Below are 16,435 nucleotides of genomic sequence, written 5' to 3' on the forward strand. Positions count from 1 at the left end.
GAGAAGTTTTTTGTTCTCGCCGTATCCGCTTTTCCGCTTGGCCGCCGCCTCAAAAGACAGCTTAGTTAGAATACCACACCCCACCTATGCTTGTCAACGGTTTTCTCGAGGTTTTTCGCGCTTTTTTTGTTTTACCAGGAAACGCCTTTGTCTGAAAGAACTTTCCATGGTATAATACCCCTGTTTTACAGCTTTATACACGTACAGGAGGAACTTATTTTGAAGCGCTTCTTTTTGGGTCTACTGGCGGCATTCATTCTTCCCGCCACGGCCTCGGCAGTTGATGCGTTACCTGCTTCCAGCGGCGGACAAACCTTTTATGTCAGCACCTCCCTTTCGGATACCACCGGCGCACGCGCCAATCCCTCTATTTATAATATAGAAGACAGCACCTACTTCAAATTGCGTGATCTCGGGCGACTGATGAACTTCGCCGTCAGCTATGATGCGCGAACCAATGCCGTGCACATCTCTCCGGACGCAGCGTATGTGCCCGTATTAGGTGAAAGCCCCACCATTCAAAACACCGCAACGACAACCGCAAACGCGGTTTCCTCCGTTCAGACGCTTTATCTGTCCGGCAAACGCATTACGCCAACCGTATACAACATTAAAGGAAACAACTATATTAGTTTGCGAGAACTGGGCAAGCTTGTGGATTTCGGTGTCTCTTATAACTATGATAACAAGCGTATTACCGCTTACAGCGAGTATCCTTACGCGGCGGAATCCTCGTGGAGCGCTGCCATGAATGATCTGGCGGGGAATCTCAGCATTCTTCCTCCCGCCAATTTTTCTGCGACCGCCAAGCGATACGCACCGATTGTGACCGGACAAAAGAACGCCGACTGGACGCATCTGGTCAGTGCGCTGCGCGCGGTTCGAGAGGCTCCGCCTATTGCAAGCGATTCGCTGCACCGCACGAATCTGTATTGGGCGGATCGACTGACTGCCGCCATTACAAATTCCGATGTAAGCGCAACACCGCGACTCGATACCTCTTTAACCGCGCTTGCCGATGCCGACCTGTTTGCAAATCCTGACAAAGCCGTCCTCGAACGAGACTTCCGCGCCATGTCCTCGGCCTACCTGAGCACAACACCCGCTGCCGCCGCAAACGCCGCAGTCTCAAACTCCATCGCAAAAGATGCCCGCACCCGCTTGACCCTATCCGATGGCTATGCCGCTGCGCGCGGTGCAACTGATGCGGATGAAAAAGCTGCCAAAGCGTATTTTGCCTCCGACATGGCTGCGCTCAGCGCTTTAACTGCCGACAGCGATCGCGTCAACAAAATCTATTCTCTGATGCAGCGCGAATTTCGTACAGGAAGCGGTTCTTTCTGGACCCGCGCTTATAACAAAAACGGCTCGATGGACAGTTTCTCCTTTGCTGCGGCTGCCGATTGGATGTTTGCTGAGGCAGGTATTCCCGCCTTCATCGCACGCGGCTATTCGAGCGCTTGGAATGTGGTCTATGTCAATCGCCAGTGGACGATATTCGAATATGCCAACGGGGCTTCCCTAAGATCGCTCGATGATTACAGGCTGTCAGACACACACCCTGCATCCACCCTGCTGCTGACACAGGTCATGCGCCCGGGTGGTTCTTACTATAATACATCGCGTGCGACCGTCAATCATTATTTCACCTATACCGCGATCTCGGGCAAGGCGACCGCAACCGCCGCGCAAATGCAGGCCTATGTGAAAGCGCGCAACCCGAGCGTTGCCCAATCGGTACTGGATATGATTCCCCACTACCTGACTGAGGGTGCGGACGAAGGCATTCGCGGTGACGTTGCATTTGCTCAGTCCTGTCTCGAGACAGGTAATTTCAAATTTGAAGGCAGCGCCGTCACACTGGAGCAAAATAATTTCTGCGGTCTGGCTGTTGTGACGACAGGCGTGACCGGCGCGAGCTTTGACACTCCCCAGCTTGGCATTCGTGCACAAATTCAGCATCTCAAGGCATATGCCAGCCGGCAGGGGTTGGTTAACGACTGCATTGATCCGCGTTTCTCTCTCGTCACCCGCGGCTGCGCGGAATATGTACAGCATCTAGGCATTCAGGAGAATCCCAACGGGTACGGTTGGGCATCCGGCGCAGACTACGGAACAAAAATTTTGAATATTCTGGATAATATTTTGACCTATCCCACGGCATAATAGTGTTGAGGTGATAGACATTTATGGATCGATACCACAATCTTACTGAAATGCTGGCACTCAATACAACCGCGCATGCTTATTGGGATAGGCTGCCCCATCATGTGCGTGAAATGATTCGCCGCCGCGGCAGCTGCCTGCACTCCTGCGATGAGCTGCAGGGCTATGCGGAAAAGCTGCTGCGTGGCGATGTTTGACCATAGGAGCCGTTTTTCGGCTCCTTTTGTCTGTCCGGCGCGAAGAATGTAACATAGATGACGCTTTACAATCCGATCTTCCCGTGCTATGATAAAATATACCACGAAAAAGGAGGCAGCCATGGCTGATAAAAAAGGCACAAAGCAAGTCACCGCCAACAAAAAAGCCTGGCATGACTACTTTGTCGAGGAACGATTTGAAGCTGGAATTGAGCTGTTTGGCACCGAAGTCAAATCAATCCGGCAGGGACAAATCAATTTAAAGGATTCCTATTGCTCTTTTAAGGACGGCGAGCTGTTCGTGCGCGGCATGCATATTTCGCCGTATGAAAAGGGAAATATCTTCAATAAGGATCCGCTGCGGGTACGCAGACTGCTCATGCACAAAAAGGAGATTGCACTGCTGTTCGGCAAAACCAAGCAGGATGGCTATTCGCTTATTCCGCTGTCGGTTTATTTCAAGAATTCGCGTGTGAAAATCGAACTTGGACTGTGTAAGGGTAAAAAAATGCATGATAAGCGTGACAGCCTGGCTGCACGTGATGCAAAGCGTGAAATAGACCGCGCGATGAAGGAACGTAATCGTTAAAAAACGCATCCAGTGAAGTGATGCACCCGATCCGGGGACGTAACGGGTTCGACGGGGGTGTTGAAGCAGGGATAGCGGGCCGCGGTGGGGAGCCGCGTTAAAAGCCCCAACTTGTTTTATAAATTAAACAACAACAATTACGAACTTCAGGCTGCCTAACTAAGGCATAGCCCGTCAGCCCCGGGAGGACCACGGCCCGGGTGTCTGGCGTCGACTAGTGGTGAACGTGTACGGATTAAGAGTTGCGTCCGTCATGTAAGATGACTCTACTAAAGCAGTCAGCCTGTTTGCCGGCGGACTGTGGAGGGAATTTAAAAGGACAAACTGCGCCCGGAGAAGTCACTGTGAATGTGCTTTCGGACAGGGGTTCAACTCCCCTCGTCTCCACCAAATCCAAGTCATGTATGAGGTTTTAAACCCATACATGACTTTTTTATTTGGCATGCATGCTACCTTCCGGTATGAACCGTACGGTTATTCGTTCTTGATAGCAGACAGAATATATGCTATTATGGTACTATAAGTCGAATTAGGGTATTTCTGGTAGATGGGAAGTGGAAACTATGCCTGACAAGCAAATTAAAGTGCGCCTTATGGCAGATTTGACCCAGTATGGAGCAGCATTGACGGCCGGCACGGAAGGTATTACCGTCGGCCGACAAGGAATGTGGAGCCGAGGCAGTGACCGATTCATCACCGTAAATTTCCCCGGAATCGCCACGTTAGACGTTCTATGGAAGTCTCTGGAGATTATCGATGAAGATGTGCTAAAGGAAATTGATTTACAAAAGAAGGCATTTGAGGAAAGCTTGAAAACAGCCTATGATGTTGTGCTGTGTCTCGGGCCGAAAGGCGGATTCCGCTCACTGAGTTATACTTATATCGATGCGCAAACCGGCTGCTCCGTTCATACCTCAAACGGTTTCCGCACCGAAGCGATTCCTATCATTGAAAAATCAAAGGCCTATCAAATCCCAATTCGTGAGGAAATTGCGCGATAAGTCAGCAGATATGACACCATTCCCCTCTCAAACCTGTTATGCTAATGAAGAGGGGGCGTATTCATGGAACAAGCGATTGGATATTTGTGTGTTGACAACGATGATGCTCGCACGCGGGACTATTGCAAGGCGCAAAAGCTACAACAGCTGCACGCTTTTCTGCACCAAATCGGCGCAGAAGACGCTGCGATTTATATGGATGAATCACCGGCGAGCGAAACGCCTCAGCGGCCAAGGCTAACTGATCTGCTGCGCGAAATAACGGATGCACCCACCAAGCTTTTTGTCGTTACCAGTATTTTTGAACTGGGTGATAATTTTCTCGCATGCTTAAGTGCCCTTCAAATTCTTGCAGAGCATCACGTACGCATCATCCTCATGGACAACAACATTGATACCGCGTGCATGCACGAGCAAGCGGCCGAACTCCTCGCAGCAAAATGATTTGCGGCGTGCCTCCTCCGCCTATGTCAGACTGTTCTAAAAAAAGCCGACGGATGAAACCGTCGGCTTTGTTTTGCTCTTTTCCTTCCACCGATCGGCGCAGGCTCTTTTTAATTGTACATACAAATGAAGCAAAAGAATACCGCCCTTCGCAACGATGCACGAAAGGCGGATTTCTCTTATTCTGTTTCGTCCAGACCCCACGGCAGGACTAACGAGGTCTGCTCATTTCCCGCGAGCAAATCAATCATCTTTTCCGCAGCCAAGCGGCCCAAATCCTCCTTCGGACTGGTCAGTGACACAAACGGTACCTGCGAGAGCTGTGCAAACGCACTGTTATCAAAGCTGACAAGTTCGAGCTGCTGCGGAATCCGAATGCCTTGCTTCTGCATGACAGAAATCAGCTCCAGCGTCGTTTCATCATTATAACAAACCGCTGCCGTGCATCCATGCACCGCCTGCGCCGCAAATGCCGCCAGCATGCTGTCGCGGTTTTCGGTTGTATACCATAACACATGATTGTCCTCAACCGAAAGTCCCGCATGCTGCAGCGCTTCCATATAGCCGGCATACCGGCGGTGACCTTGGATATCATCGCTTTTAAAAATACCCGCGATTCGTTTATGCCCTGCACGCAGCAGCCGCTCGCACGCCATGCGGCCGCCTGCACGGTCGTCCGTCACAACGTATACCGAGTTTTTCAGCTCCGGATAGAATCCGCTGAGCAGTACAATCGGGATGCCAAGCTCGGCGATTTCCTGATACAAGTCAATATTAGGATTGGGCAGTGCGGTTTTGGTGCCTTCCACAATCAGTCCGTCAATCGGCTTATGCTGCAGCAGCTGCAAGATGCGTCGCTCATTGTCCACACGGTTTCGGGTGGCAAACAGCATCGGTGTATAGCTGTTTTTCTCCAAAACCGCCTCCATGGAATCCAAAATAGACGGAAAAATGTATTCGCTGATATAGGTTGTCACCACTGCAATGTTGCCCGTGCGCGTGCTGCGCAGCGGCGGCCGCTGCACAAATGTGCCGCTGCCCTGTACCCGGCGGGCAATTCCCTCTCTCTCAAGAACGCCAAGTGCCTGACGAACGGTCTGACGGCTGTAACCGGTTTGCTCGGCCAACTCATTTTCGCTGGGCAACCGGCTTCCCTCTGTGTAAGCACCGCTCAGAATATCGTCCCGCAGCTTGTTCGCAAGCTCTGTATACTTATGATCCGCCATGGCGCCCTCCCACGTGTTTTCTTTAATTGTATCATACAACCTTGCTTTTGCAACAAAAATTTCAAGCCTTTCCGCAAATGCTGCATACCTGTCTCGGTCTATTCGTTACTTAACACACCGTTTGCACCACGCGGAATTCTTGCAGCATTTTAAGCTGAAAAAGCCGCCGAAACACAGTTCCCGGTCACTTGGGTCTGTGTCTCAGCGGCCTTTTTCGTTTAACGCCTGCCGGGGCAGCAAAGTCGTTTCTGTATCTCGGAAAGTGCATGGTTGGCACACCTTAGTTATCGATACATTGTTCAAAGGTCAGAATAAAATCCGCCAGAATCAGCATGGATTCCGTTTCGCGGACAGTGTGCAATACGGCATACATCTCTTGAATGCTTTTAGGGTTTTCCGCAATTTCTCTCAGCAGCATCGCCTGCAGCTCATCCTTGGCCCAAATGATGTTTCCCTGATTATCCGCGCCGACCTTCCCGCCGCGTTCCAGAATTTTCACCTGCGGCTTCAGTTTTAACATGGCGTTACACTCCATGACCCGCCTCCTTATATCAGCTGCAGCTTTTCCGCTACTTCCTTGGCCTCGCTTCTCCGGCTGACGTCCAACTTCTGCAAAATACGGCTGACGTGTGTTTTCACTGTGGCCAGCTTGATTCCCAGCACATCACAAATTTCCTGATTGCTCATGTTGTAGCACAGCAGCTTTAATACCTGCTGCTCGGCCGACGTAAGCGGCTCTTCCAACTTGACCTCCTGCTTGAGAAACAGCGGGTAATTCACCGCCTGCACTCTTGTGGCGGCGAGCAGCCGCTCAAGGTACTTGCTGTCCTTTTCCCATTTGCAGGCGGTCAGCAGCGGCAGCACGGCCGCGCCGTATTCCGAAATCGGTCGGATAAACGCATGGTCATAGGCAGCGTCCAACGCGTGCTGCAGCTGATCGCGCCATTGCTCATTCCCCAAGCGGTAATTGCAGATTGCCATTAAAATGTAGATGTAAATTTGATCCATTACGCGGGCGCACTGCTCGGTATAGGTCAGCAGCCGCACCAAAATCAGCAGCGCACCGTTATACTCCTCGTTAGCGATGCGTACCATCGCCTTGGTCAGATATTGATAGCGATGCAGCGCCCAGATACGCAGATCGTCCTTCGGCGCTTTGTCCTGCAGCCAGCGGCTCATTGATACGGTATCGCCAAGCCGCATTTGGGCACGGCAAACCAGTGCATCCATATTGGGTAGAAACCTTGTTTCTCCGATTTCTTCAAACCGGCTGCGCAGGTTTTCTATTGATTCAATCGCCGCCTGTGCCTGTCCCTGCTCCATCTGAGCCCGTGCGAGCAGCCCTACAACCGCAAACTCAATATCCGGCGTTCCTTTTCGCTGAATTTCCGAAAGACGGGATAACAGGGTCAGCATCTTGGATTGATAGTCTGTATTCTTTTCAAACCGGCTCTCGCAGATAGCGCAGTCAGCTAAACCCACACCGTCCCGTCCCAAGACGCTTTCCACCGGTTTCCGCATGGTCGCATACAGCAAATCGTCTTTTTTTGACCATGCGCAGAAATCTTTGCCCCCGTTCATCACACTGGGCAGCGTACTGGTGACGGAAAAGGTCGGCAGCTTCAGCTGTTTGTCACTCATCACCTGAAACACTTTGCTGATGACCTCAAGCAGGCCATTGCAGCCTCTTTGCGGCAGCGCAATGTCCAAATAAGCCAAACGCCCCTGTGCATTTTTATATTCGGGCTCGGATTTTTTAAGTCTGCCGACGAAGCTTTGCAGCGCTTCATACCAGTATTCCGACTGTTCATAGTCCATGAATAGTGAAGAGAGCATGCTCATTCCTGCCATCAGCGTAGGACTGCGTAAAATTTCTTCCTTGGGCATGGCGAAATAGTATTTTTCCATCTCCAAATACTGTCCAACTCCCACATGGAGCTCCGCATTTTTGACCAGCAATTCGGAAATTTTGCGTTGATTGCCCGCACGTGAATAACAATCCAAGGCCGACTTCATCTGGTCATGCAGCTCATAGTACAGTCCCGCACGGCTGAAAAGTGCCCGCTGCTCCTCCGCTGTTCGTTCCTGCGATAGCTTCCAGAGCAGAAACGCACGAAAAATAGGTCGAAAAATCAGCACATCCGGCGCACTGGGCTCTAGCATTGAGGTGTTTTGCTGAATCTCCGCAATCAGTTCTCCGCTGTGGCTGTCTCCGCTGAGCAGCTTAGCAAGTTCTACATTAAAGTTCTCAAATGGCGCGACTTCCAGCAGCAGGTTTTTCAGCGGCATTTCAAACCGGCAAAAAATCATTTCATCAAAGTACATAAACAGCTGCTGTTTGGAGGCGTTGAGCAGTGTTTGACCGTAAGTACCGCCGTCTGATAAGCGGCGCAGTAGAATGGCCAGTGCGACCGGATACCCGTTTGTGTCATTTAAAACCGCGCCCAATTCCGCATAACTGAGCGAAACGCCGTAGGCCTCCGCGAGCGCTGTTGCGGCCGCTTTGTCCAGGAACAAATCCTCAATCCCAAACGACTCCATAATGCCGGCGAACTGAAACGGCATCAGCCAGCCGGGAATTGCGCCGCGGGTTAAAAAGACGAAATGCTTGTCCTTTTCGAGCCGAATCCGTTCACATAAAGCGTGCTTGATATCGCTGTCCGTCAAAAGATGCAAGTCGTCAATCAAAAGCACCTCACAGTCCCTGTCGATAGCTTGGAGCGAAAATTCATCCTCCGCCGCGCTGAGATAGCAAACGCGGTATGCCCGGAGCAGCTTCTTTGCCACCTCTGTTTTGCCGCAGCCGCAGGGGGCATGCAGCAGCAGCACCCGGTTGAGCTGATACGCCAGTGCAAAGCGCTCCTGCAGCCGCTCCGGGATTACGATTGGTTTGGTCTGGGACATTTTTTCTCCCCCCTATGTGAAATTCCTGAATGAGCAAGGCAATGAGGAATTTAGGGCAACACCGCACAATTCTAAGTGCGGGATTGCGCAGTCAGATTTTTTGCCAGATGTGTCAAAAAGCGCAGCAAATACTTTGTGTATTTGCGAGCATTTTTGGCGCATATGACGGAAAAGATGCAAGCAAGCGTGCGCTTAAGGCGCTAGCCGCGAATTGTGCGGTGTTGCCTTAGATACAGCCTACGAATCTGTTATGTTTTAATTATATCAGTAAGAAATGATTTTGTCCTCCCCCCAAAGTACTATTTGCAAGGATTTTAGCGTTTTTTGCGCGTAGTCGGACTGCGAGAAGATATTTTGCGGCTCACCCCCGAATGCACCGTCCCGTCAGTCCTTCTTTTTCTCGCAGGCAGGCAGAGGGTGCTTCGCATGCTGTGCGTGATGCGCCCTGCACGCCGCACAGTCTCCGTGTCGTTTGCAGTTTTTCCAGCGGCAGCTGCATTTGACCGGCGTTTTTTTCGTTTGAAGAGTCGGGTCTATCTGCTTATCATTGTGCATTGCTGCACCTCCTTCCCCTTTATTCTGTCAGTGCTGCGGCCGATTCATGCAGATATTACGCGCAATACACAGCAAAAAAGTCCGCTCGAAAGCGGACTTTTTCAAAGAAGAAGAGAGATGAAAAAGGTTATTTAAGAAGTGTTTCCGTGTCCTTATCTGCTGATGGTCTGCTGCAGCGCATCGACCGAGGTTGCGACGCCGGCTTCGGTCGACATCGTGAAATCCTCCATCTCAAGCGATACATCGCCGTTGTAGCCCATCATGCGGACGACAGAGAAGAATTCCTTCCACCACTGCAGATCCTTGCCGCAGCCAACCGCGACATAGTTCCAATTGCGGGAAGCGGTGTCGTGCACGTCCTTCCAGTCGGTCAGGCCGTTGACCGCTGCCATGCCGCGCTCAATGCGGGTGTCCTTGCCATGCACGTGGTAGATTGCACCCTTCAGTGCGCGCGCCGACTGAATTGGGTCAGCGCCGTAGGCAATCAGGTGCGAGGGATCAAGGTTAATGCCGATGATGTCGTCGCCCACGCTCTCGCGCAGCATCCAGAACGACTCGGGATTATGTACCATCATGCAGGGGAATTCCTCGATGGCAATCTGCTTGATGCCGTGCTCGCGGCAGAATGCTGCGAACTTCTTCCACCATTCGGTGGTCACGCGCCACTGATAATCGACGGTCGGCTGCATATAAGCAGTCATCGTAACCGACGAGGTAATCCAGTTGGGGGTTACATCGTGCTCACTGCCCGCGGGAAGACCCGACATGCAGACGATTTTCGTAACACCCAGCTTTTCCGCCAGCAGCACACAGTCGTGCATCGACTGCGCGTACTGCTCGCCGGTCTCGCACGGCCAAAGCGGATTGCATGAGGTGTTGAGCGCCGAGATGCGCATACCGCGCTTGTCAAGCTCGGCCAGATACGCCTTGCACTTGCCTTCATCAGCCATCAGCTCAGCGGTAGGACAGTGCTTTTGCGCGCCCCAGCCACCCGCAGTCATCTCGACCGCGTTAACACCGTAGGACTTGACCTTATCCAGCATGTCGGTATAGCTGAGGTCTGCGAATACATCGGTACAAATTGCAAGCTCCATTGCTTGATTCCTCCTTATTTCTGATAAAACGCGGGTTTTTCATCGTAAACGACCGGCTGAATGGTCTGCGTGTCGCGTGCCTTGGAGGCCGCTGCCGCCGCCACCTGGCAGGCGTAGCCGTCCCACGCGGACGGTCCGTCGACACGGCCGGCCTTGCAGGCGTTAATCCACTCCTGGAACTCGACGTTGTACGCCTCGGTGAAGCGGGTCGACCAGTCCGCGTCAACCGCGTTGCCGCGCACGGTATTCGCCAACACCTCGATGGTCGCGGGCTTGGGCAGATTGAGAATCGCGTCCTCGCAGACAACCTCGCAGCGTATGTCGTAGCACTGGCCGTTGCACACAAAGGATTCTACGTCGATGCGCACACCGGACTTGGTGGTCAGAATCATGATCTGCGGATCGTGCAGGCCTTCGCGCGCCTTGGAGGTCGCCTTGCCGTAGCGCACCTCGGCGCTTGCATAGTCCTCGCCGAGCAGCCAGCGCAGCACGTCAATCTCATGTACCATCGAGTTTTCTACCGCGGACGAATTGTCCCACTCGGGCGGTACCGAGGGGTTGCGGTGCGCGCAGTGCAGCAGCAGCGGCTCGCCGTATTTGCGGGTCGAGATAGCCTCCTTCAGCTGACGATAGCCCGGATCGTACCGGCGCATAAAGCCAACCTGCACGAGCTGCTTGCCCGCCGCCATTTCGGCTTCGACGATGCGCTTGCACGCGTCAGCAGTCGGTGCGAGCGGCTTTTCGCAGAACACATACTTGCCGGCTTCGACTGCCGCCAGTACGTATTCCTCATGAAAGGGATCGAGCGTGGTGACGATAATCGCGTCCACCTCGGGCGAAGCAATCATCTCTTCGCCGGTTTCATATGCCTTCAGGCCGTATTTCTCGGCGACCGACTTGCAAAAATCCGCATTCCTGTCCGCACAGGCGATGACCTTTGCGCCGGACAGCTTGGTGTTGATGCGTTCAATATGCGTGCGGCCGATGGCGCCCGTGCCGACCAGACCGATGTTCAGTTGCTGTTCCATAATTTGTTCCTTTCTGTAATTGCTGCGGGGCGAATGCATATCGCCCCGCTTGTAATGTTAATTAACCCGCGTAGTCCGCTACGTTGTCAGCCGTGACCGACTGGAACGGAACGAGTACTTCCTTGTCAGAGGTTTCGCCCTTCATCAGCTTGGTCATGACCTCGTAAGCAGCCGTCGCCTGACCGGGTGCATCCTGCAGAATGGTCTGCACCATTTCGCCGTTCTGAATTGCCGTGTAGGCTTCGGCAAGGCCGTCCACACCGGTTACCTGCACGCCTTCGAGACGGTTTGCGCCCTTGAGTGCCTCAACAGCGCCCAGTGCCATCTGATCGTTCGCGGCGACAATTGCGTCAAACTGCGGATACTTCTGAATCCAGTCCTCGGTGATCTGCATTGCCTTGGCCATTTCGTAGTTGCCGTCCAGATCGGCCAGCACTTCTACATCACTGCGGCCTGCCTCGTCGAGCGCGACAAGGAAGCCCTCACGGCGGTCGGTCGAGTGCTGCATGCCCGCGGTGCCTGCCAGATACAGCACCTTAGCGTTTTCAGGCAGGGTTTTCGCCAAATATTCGCCCTGCATGTGGCCTGCGTCATAGTTTTCCGAGCCGACATAGATGTAATCACCCGAAGCGGCCTTGATGCCCAGGCAGACAACCGGAATGCCGGCCGCGTTCGCCGATTCCACTGCCGGAACGATTGCTTCCGCGTCGTTCGGCACGAGCACCAGCAGGTCAACGCCCTTTGCAATGAAGGTGTCCGCGTCGCCGAGCTGCTTGGTGGAGTCCTGATTTGCATCCGCAAACTGCAGGTCGATGTTTGCGCCCTCTGCCTTGACCTTCTCAATCAGTGCATCCTTGCGCGCTACCATGAACACGTCGGAATCCGCGCCGTTGCAGTAGCCGACCACAAACTTTTCGCCGTCCGCAGATGCGTTCGCGTCACCCGATGCATCGCTGCTGCCATTGCTGCCGCAGCCGGACAGCATGCCCAGAGTCATCGCGCCCGCAAGACCGAGCGCCGCCAGTTTTTTCAGGTTTGTCATGATATGTTCCTCCATTTTCTCCCGTTTCTCTATTGCAAGGCGCGTGTCCGCCGTGCATTCTTACTTCGCCTTTGCCGCCGCGCGCTTGGTCACCACGTCAACAATGACCGCAACCAGAATAATCAGTCCCTTGACAATCTGCTGCCAGTACGCATTGATGCCGAGCAGGTTCTGCGCGTTGTTGATGATACCGACGATGACAGCGCCAATCAGCGTGCCGGTGATAGTACCCGAGCCGCCCGCCAGCGAGGTGCCGCCGACGACGCAGGCCGTAATCGCGTCAAACTCATAGGAAACGCCGGCGGACGGCTGACCCGTGCCCATACGGGACATGAACAGCACGCCTGCGATGGCAGCCATCAGACCGTCAATCAGAAACGCCTTGCGCACAACGCTCTTGGATTTGATGCCCGAAGCCTCAGCGGCGTTTGCATTGCCGCCCACCGCGAACAGGTGACGGCCGAAGCGGGTTTTATTGAGGATGACCCAGCAAATTACAAACAGAATGAGCAGAATGATGACCGAAATCGGAATCGGTCCCACATAGCCCTGACCAATCGACTTATAGATGCTGTCCATACCGGAAACCGGCTTGCCGCCGGTCAGCAGCAGTGCGCCGCCGCGGGCGACCGTGGTAACAGCCAGCGTCATGATGAAGGCCGGAATGTCAAACTTGGTGATAACAAAACCGTTGATGCCGCCAATCAGCAGACCAAGGGCAAGCGCTGAGAGGATGGACACGACCAGTGCCATGCCCGCACCCATCGAGCCTTGCACCGCGACCATGACCATACAGGAAACACAGCCAATCAGCGCGATTTCCGAACCGAGCGCAACGTTGATGTGTCCGAGGATGATAACGAACTCCACGCCGAAGCCCAAGATGGTGACCACGGCAATCTGCCGCAGGATGTTGGTCAGGTTATCCTTGCCGAAGAAGTCCGGCACGAACAGGCATGCCGCCAGAAAGATAACGACCAGCAGAAGGAATGTACCGTATTTGCCGTAAAACTTGCCGAAGTTAAACTTTTCTTTCGTCTTTTCCATTACTTGCTTCTCCCCTTTGTAGCCAAAGTCATGATGCTTTCCTGTGTTGCCTCGCTGCGGTTGAGGATGCCGTTGATCTGCCCCTCCTGCATGACGACCACGCGGTCGGACATGCCGAGAATCTCGGGCAGCTCGCTTGAAATCATGATGATTGCCATGCCCTCTCGTGCAAAGCGGCACATCAGCTTGTGGATTTCGCTCTTCGCACCGACGTCGATGCCGCGCGTCGGCTCATCAAGAATCATCACCTTGACGTCACCGATAAGCCACTTGGCCAGTACGACCTTTTGCTGGTTGCCGCCCGACAGCGTCGACGCCGCAACGTTCTGGTTTGCAATTTTAATCTGCAAGAGCTTTACCATTTCCTCAGTCTTGCGGTCAATTTCGCTGTCATTCACCAGTCCGCCGTGGAGGAATTGGTCAAGGTTGACCAGCGACACATTGTCATGGATGCTGCGGCCAAGCACCAGGCCGTAGCCCTTGCGATCCTCGCTCACCATTGCGATACCGGCCTTGACTGCGTCCGCCGTGTGACGAATGTTCAGCCTCTGTCCGTTTAAGTACACTTCACCGCTTGTCAGGCGGTCGAGTCCGAAGATGGCACGCATCAGCTCCGACCGTCCCGCGCCGACCAGACCGGAGAAGCCGAGAATCTCGCCCGCGCGCAGCTGGAAGCTGATGTCGCGGAAACGGCCGCCATCCGGCTTTTCCTGCGTCAGGTTTTTGACCTCGAGCACCACGTCGCCGATGGGAATATCGTTCTCCTTGGGAAACACGTTGGTGATTTCGCGTCCGACCATGCGCGCGACCAGCTTGCCTGCGTCATAGTCGCTTGCCGGACCGGATTCAATCCAGCGGCCATCGCGGATAATCGTGATTTCGTCCGCAATGCGGAAAATTTCGTCCATCTTGTGCGTGATATAAAGGATGGCCACGCCCTGCTCCCGCAGGCGGAAAATCTGCCCGAACAGCACCTCAATCTCTGCATCCGCAATCGCGGACGAGGGTTCGTCCATGATGATGACCTGTGCGTTCATCGAAATCGCCTTTGCAATCTCAATGAGCTGATGCCCCGCAATGGACAGCTCGCGCATTGTCTGATGCGCGTTATAGGGAATGTCGAGCTGATCGAGCAGCGTCTGCGTGTCGCTATACAGCTTGCCGTAGTCGACAAAGATACCCTTCATCGGCTCGCGTCCGAGGTAGACATTTTCGGCAATCGTCATATCCATCACGGGGTTTAGCTCCTGATAGATCATTGCGATGCCCATTTTGATGGTGTCCTCGACCGTGTGTTTGCCGACTGGCTGGCCTTTGAAAAACATTTCGCCCTCATCCGCCACGTAGGTGCCATTGATGGTTTTCATCAACGTCGACTTTCCCGCGCCGTTTTCGCCGCAGATGACGTGCACCTTGCCCGGGCGCACCTTCAAATTCACGCCGTCCAGCGCACGCACACCCGGAAACACCTTGACGATGTTCCGCATCTCCAGCAAGTACTCCGGATTTTGCATTGATTTCCCTCCTCTTTCCTTCTCAGCGCCAATTACGAGCACGTACTCGTAACCGATTAAAAATAAAATTCGCATCTGCGAATTCAATTTCAATGCTATTTTATTCCAACGAGCACGTGCTCGTAACTCTGTAAAAAAATATTTGCAGCAGGCTGCAAACATTTTTTCATTAGAACAGGCTTTCCTTCACCAATACCTTAATTTCAGTAAACATCTCATCGCGCTCCGGCTGCCGGTCGAAGACCAAATCGTCCATCATGACCTGTATCGGCAGTTCGCCCTGCCGCTGCAACTCACTTGCGAGCGTGCAGTCAATCACATCCTCACGCATCAGCTGCAAGATGAACGGATACTCCTCGTAGGACAGCACCTTGATGTCTTTCCATCGCCCGCTCTCCTTGAGCGCGCGCCCAACCTCCCGTGCTCCGCCGCAGGTCAGGTAGATGCCGCGCAGATTGGGATGCTGCCGCAGCACTTCGGCTGTTTTTTGATACGTAATCTGCGGGTCTTCAAAGCTTTCGATGCATTCAACCACGTGAATACCAGGATAATTCTGTGCGATAAAACTGGAAAAACCCTGTTCGCGGATGCTGACGTAGTAGTTGTTGTTTTCCGCATCGACCGCACTTGAGATGATTGCCACCTCGCCGCTCCCGCCGAGGAACTGCCCCATCAGCCGACCGGCGACGCGGCTTGCGCGTTTACCGTCCATGCCGACATAGCACATGCGCTTGGTACCGTCGATATCTGAGTTGGCTGTCACAACCGGAATGCCCGCATCTACCGCACGGTTAATCGCAGCGCGCACACGGCCCGAGTTGATTGGGCTTAAAATGATGCCGTCTATACCCTGATCAATCATGCGATTGAGGATTGCGCTCTGCCCTTCCGCATCCTGAAAGGTGGTTACATGGTACTCAACCTCAATATTGAAGCCGGCCTGCTTTTCCACGCCCTGTGCAATGCCCTGCTTGATGAATTCAAGTGCGTCCACCTCGACCAATACTGCGGCGATGCGGTAGACCTTTCCCTGCTGCTGCAGCACGCGGCCGGCAGGATTTGGCGTGTAGCCGACTTCCTTGATGATTTGCTGAATGCGCTGCCGCACGTCCGTGCTGACGCCCTCGCGGTTGTGCAGCACCTTATCTACCGTAGCACGATGAACGCCCGCTAATTCTGCAATTTCTTTAATGGTCATTTTCACGGATCGTCCCGCCTTTGTTTCGGAATAATATTTCCCAGCGAGCACGCGCTCTCTTTTACCGAGCTCGTGCTCGTTGTTGTTTCTGCTGTAATTATGTGCCCTTGGATTCGATTTGTCAACGCTGATTTTACGCATTCTTTTAACTTTGTCAAACCTGCTCGCTGCGGGATTGCTCCTTTGGTCAAAACGCCAACACCTTCCAAAAATACTCACCATATCCCTTTCCTGTTTTTCAGCATAACTGCACAAGGAACAAGGGCGGATGCATGGCATCCGCCCTTGTTCCTCGTTTGGAGCGTGGATTTACTCGACCTCGGAGATTTTAACCGGGCGGCCCTCATGCAGCGACTTGGTCGCGGCGGCAGCCATCAGCACCGGATACAGACCGTCAATGCCGGTCACCGGCGTCTCCTTGTCGTTTGCG

At 53.4% G+C, this 16,435-nt stretch carries 15 protein-coding genes and 1 other RNA gene; 6 read left to right on the plus strand and 10 right to left on the minus strand.

Translation table 11 applies throughout. The annotated features are described in order from the left end of the window. The first annotated feature begins 219 nt into the window (after positions 1–219). From QOX26_RS13720 to QOX26_RS13745, 6 genes are all read left to right on the plus strand, one after another. Entirely contained in the window at positions 220–2,166 is a 1,947-nt protein-coding gene (locus tag QOX26_RS13720) for a glucosaminidase domain-containing protein (protein ID WP_283675545.1), read from the plus strand. Positions 2,167–2,189: 23 nt separating this feature from the next. Then, a complete protein-coding gene (locus tag QOX26_RS13725) occupies positions 2,190–2,363 on the plus strand; it encodes a hypothetical protein (RefSeq protein ID WP_283675546.1) in 174 nt (57 codons plus the stop codon). A 121-nt stretch (positions 2,364–2,484) separates the two neighbouring features. Then, complete coding sequence (gene smpB / locus QOX26_RS13730) at positions 2,485–2,952, plus strand: SsrA-binding protein SmpB (protein WP_283675547.1); 468 nt, start codon at positions 2,485–2,487, stop codon at positions 2,950–2,952. A gap of 33 nt (positions 2,953–2,985) precedes the next feature. Then, positions 2,986–3,342, plus strand: a transfer-messenger RNA (tmRNA) gene (gene ssrA / locus QOX26_RS13735). Between the two features lie 173 nt (positions 3,343–3,515). Then, positions 3,516–3,953 (plus strand): hypothetical protein, encoded by a 438-nt coding sequence (locus QOX26_RS13740; protein WP_283675548.1) that lies wholly within the window; start codon positions 3,516–3,518, stop codon positions 3,951–3,953. Positions 3,954–4,016: 63 nt separating this feature from the next. Beyond that, on the plus strand, positions 4,017–4,397 hold the full coding sequence (locus tag QOX26_RS13745) for a recombinase family protein (RefSeq protein WP_283675549.1): 381 nt from the start codon (positions 4,017–4,019) through the stop codon (positions 4,395–4,397). Between the two features lie 179 nt (positions 4,398–4,576). Here QOX26_RS13745 and QOX26_RS13750 read toward each other — a convergent pair whose 3' ends face one another. From QOX26_RS13750 to QOX26_RS13795, 10 genes are all read right to left on the minus strand, one after another. Next, positions 4,577–5,623 (minus strand): GntR family transcriptional regulator, encoded by a 1,047-nt coding sequence (locus QOX26_RS13750; RefSeq protein WP_283675550.1) that lies wholly within the window; start codon positions 5,621–5,623, stop codon positions 4,577–4,579. Positions 5,624–5,903: 280 nt separating this feature from the next. Next, positions 5,904–6,143, minus strand: coding sequence for a hypothetical protein (locus tag QOX26_RS13755; RefSeq protein WP_283675551.1), 240 nt, complete (start codon positions 6,141–6,143; stop codon positions 5,904–5,906). 26 nt (positions 6,144–6,169) lie between these two features. Further along, positions 6,170–8,527 carry a LuxR C-terminal-related transcriptional regulator gene (locus tag QOX26_RS13760; protein ID WP_283675552.1) on the minus strand — a complete coding sequence of 786 codons (2,358 nt, stop codon included), beginning with the start codon at positions 8,525–8,527 and terminating at the stop codon, positions 6,170–6,172. 361 nt (positions 8,528–8,888) lie between these two features. Further along, positions 8,889–9,026: a hypothetical protein gene (locus QOX26_RS13765; protein ID WP_283675553.1), complete on the minus strand. Its 138-nt coding sequence runs from the start codon at positions 9,024–9,026 to the stop codon at positions 8,889–8,891. Positions 9,027–9,234: 208 nt separating this feature from the next. Further along, positions 9,235–10,176 carry a sugar phosphate isomerase/epimerase family protein gene (locus tag QOX26_RS13770; protein ID WP_283675554.1) on the minus strand — a complete coding sequence of 314 codons (942 nt, stop codon included), beginning with the start codon at positions 10,174–10,176 and terminating at the stop codon, positions 9,235–9,237. 14 nt (positions 10,177–10,190) lie between these two features. Then, positions 10,191–11,204: a Gfo/Idh/MocA family protein gene (locus QOX26_RS13775; RefSeq protein ID WP_283675555.1), complete on the minus strand. Its 1,014-nt coding sequence runs from the start codon at positions 11,202–11,204 to the stop codon at positions 10,191–10,193. Between the two features lie 61 nt (positions 11,205–11,265). Next, positions 11,266–12,246 carry a sugar ABC transporter substrate-binding protein gene (locus tag QOX26_RS13780; RefSeq protein ID WP_283675556.1) on the minus strand — a complete coding sequence of 327 codons (981 nt, stop codon included), beginning with the start codon at positions 12,244–12,246 and terminating at the stop codon, positions 11,266–11,268. Positions 12,247–12,306: 60 nt separating this feature from the next. Beyond that, on the minus strand, positions 12,307–13,293 hold the full coding sequence (locus QOX26_RS13785) for an ABC transporter permease (protein WP_283675557.1): 987 nt from the start codon (positions 13,291–13,293) through the stop codon (positions 12,307–12,309). Beyond that, positions 13,293–14,807 (minus strand): sugar ABC transporter ATP-binding protein, encoded by a 1,515-nt coding sequence (locus QOX26_RS13790; protein WP_283675558.1) that lies wholly within the window; start codon positions 14,805–14,807, stop codon positions 13,293–13,295. Before QOX26_RS13790 ends, QOX26_RS13785 begins: the two co-directional genes overlap by 1 nt. 169 nt (positions 14,808–14,976) lie before the next feature. Next, entirely contained in the window at positions 14,977–16,005 is a 1,029-nt protein-coding gene (locus QOX26_RS13795; RefSeq protein ID WP_283675559.1) for a LacI family DNA-binding transcriptional regulator, read from the minus strand. Positions 16,006–16,435: the final 430 nt, after the last annotated feature.

This window comes from Butyricicoccus sp. Marseille-Q5471 (assembly GCF_951230135.1).
Taxonomy (GTDB): Bacteria; Bacillota; Clostridia; order Oscillospirales; family Butyricicoccaceae; genus Agathobaculum.

Bases quoted from the DNA above. Each gene is read 5' to 3' on its own strand.
- QOX26_RS13755 (WP_283675551.1), bottom strand. From the start codon at position 6,143: ATGTTAAAACTGAAGCCGCAGGTGAAAATTCTGGAACGCGGCGGGAAG.
- smpB (WP_283675547.1), top strand. From the start codon at position 2,485: ATGGCTGATAAAAAAGGCACAAAGCAAGTCACCGCCAACAAAAAAGCC.
- QOX26_RS13780 (WP_283675556.1), bottom strand. From the start codon at position 12,246: ATGACAAACCTGAAAAAACTGGCGGCGCTCGGTCTTGCGGGCGCGATG.
- QOX26_RS13790 (WP_283675558.1), bottom strand. From the start codon at position 14,807: ATGCAAAATCCGGAGTACTTGCTGGAGATGCGGAACATCGTCAAGGTG.
- QOX26_RS13775 (WP_283675555.1), bottom strand. From the start codon at position 11,204: ATGGAACAGCAACTGAACATCGGTCTGGTCGGCACGGGCGCCATCGGC.
- QOX26_RS13765 (WP_283675553.1), bottom strand. From the start codon at position 9,026: ATGCAGCTGCCGCTGGAAAAACTGCAAACGACACGGAGACTGTGCGGC.
- QOX26_RS13770 (WP_283675554.1), bottom strand. From the start codon at position 10,176: ATGGAGCTTGCAATTTGTACCGATGTATTCGCAGACCTCAGCTATACC.
- QOX26_RS13760 (WP_283675552.1), bottom strand. From the start codon at position 8,527: ATGTCCCAGACCAAACCAATCGTAATCCCGGAGCGGCTGCAGGAGCGC.
- QOX26_RS13750 (WP_283675550.1), bottom strand. From the start codon at position 5,623: ATGGCGGATCATAAGTATACAGAGCTTGCGAACAAGCTGCGGGACGAT.
- QOX26_RS13745 (WP_283675549.1), top strand. From the start codon at position 4,017: ATGGAACAAGCGATTGGATATTTGTGTGTTGACAACGATGATGCTCGC.
- QOX26_RS13795 (WP_283675559.1), bottom strand. From the start codon at position 16,005: ATGACCATTAAAGAAATTGCAGAATTAGCGGGCGTTCATCGTGCTACG.
- QOX26_RS13725 (WP_283675546.1), top strand. From the start codon at position 2,190: ATGGATCGATACCACAATCTTACTGAAATGCTGGCACTCAATACAACC.
- QOX26_RS13740 (WP_283675548.1), top strand. From the start codon at position 3,516: ATGCCTGACAAGCAAATTAAAGTGCGCCTTATGGCAGATTTGACCCAG.
- QOX26_RS13785 (WP_283675557.1), bottom strand. From the start codon at position 13,293: ATGGAAAAGACGAAAGAAAAGTTTAACTTCGGCAAGTTTTACGGCAAA.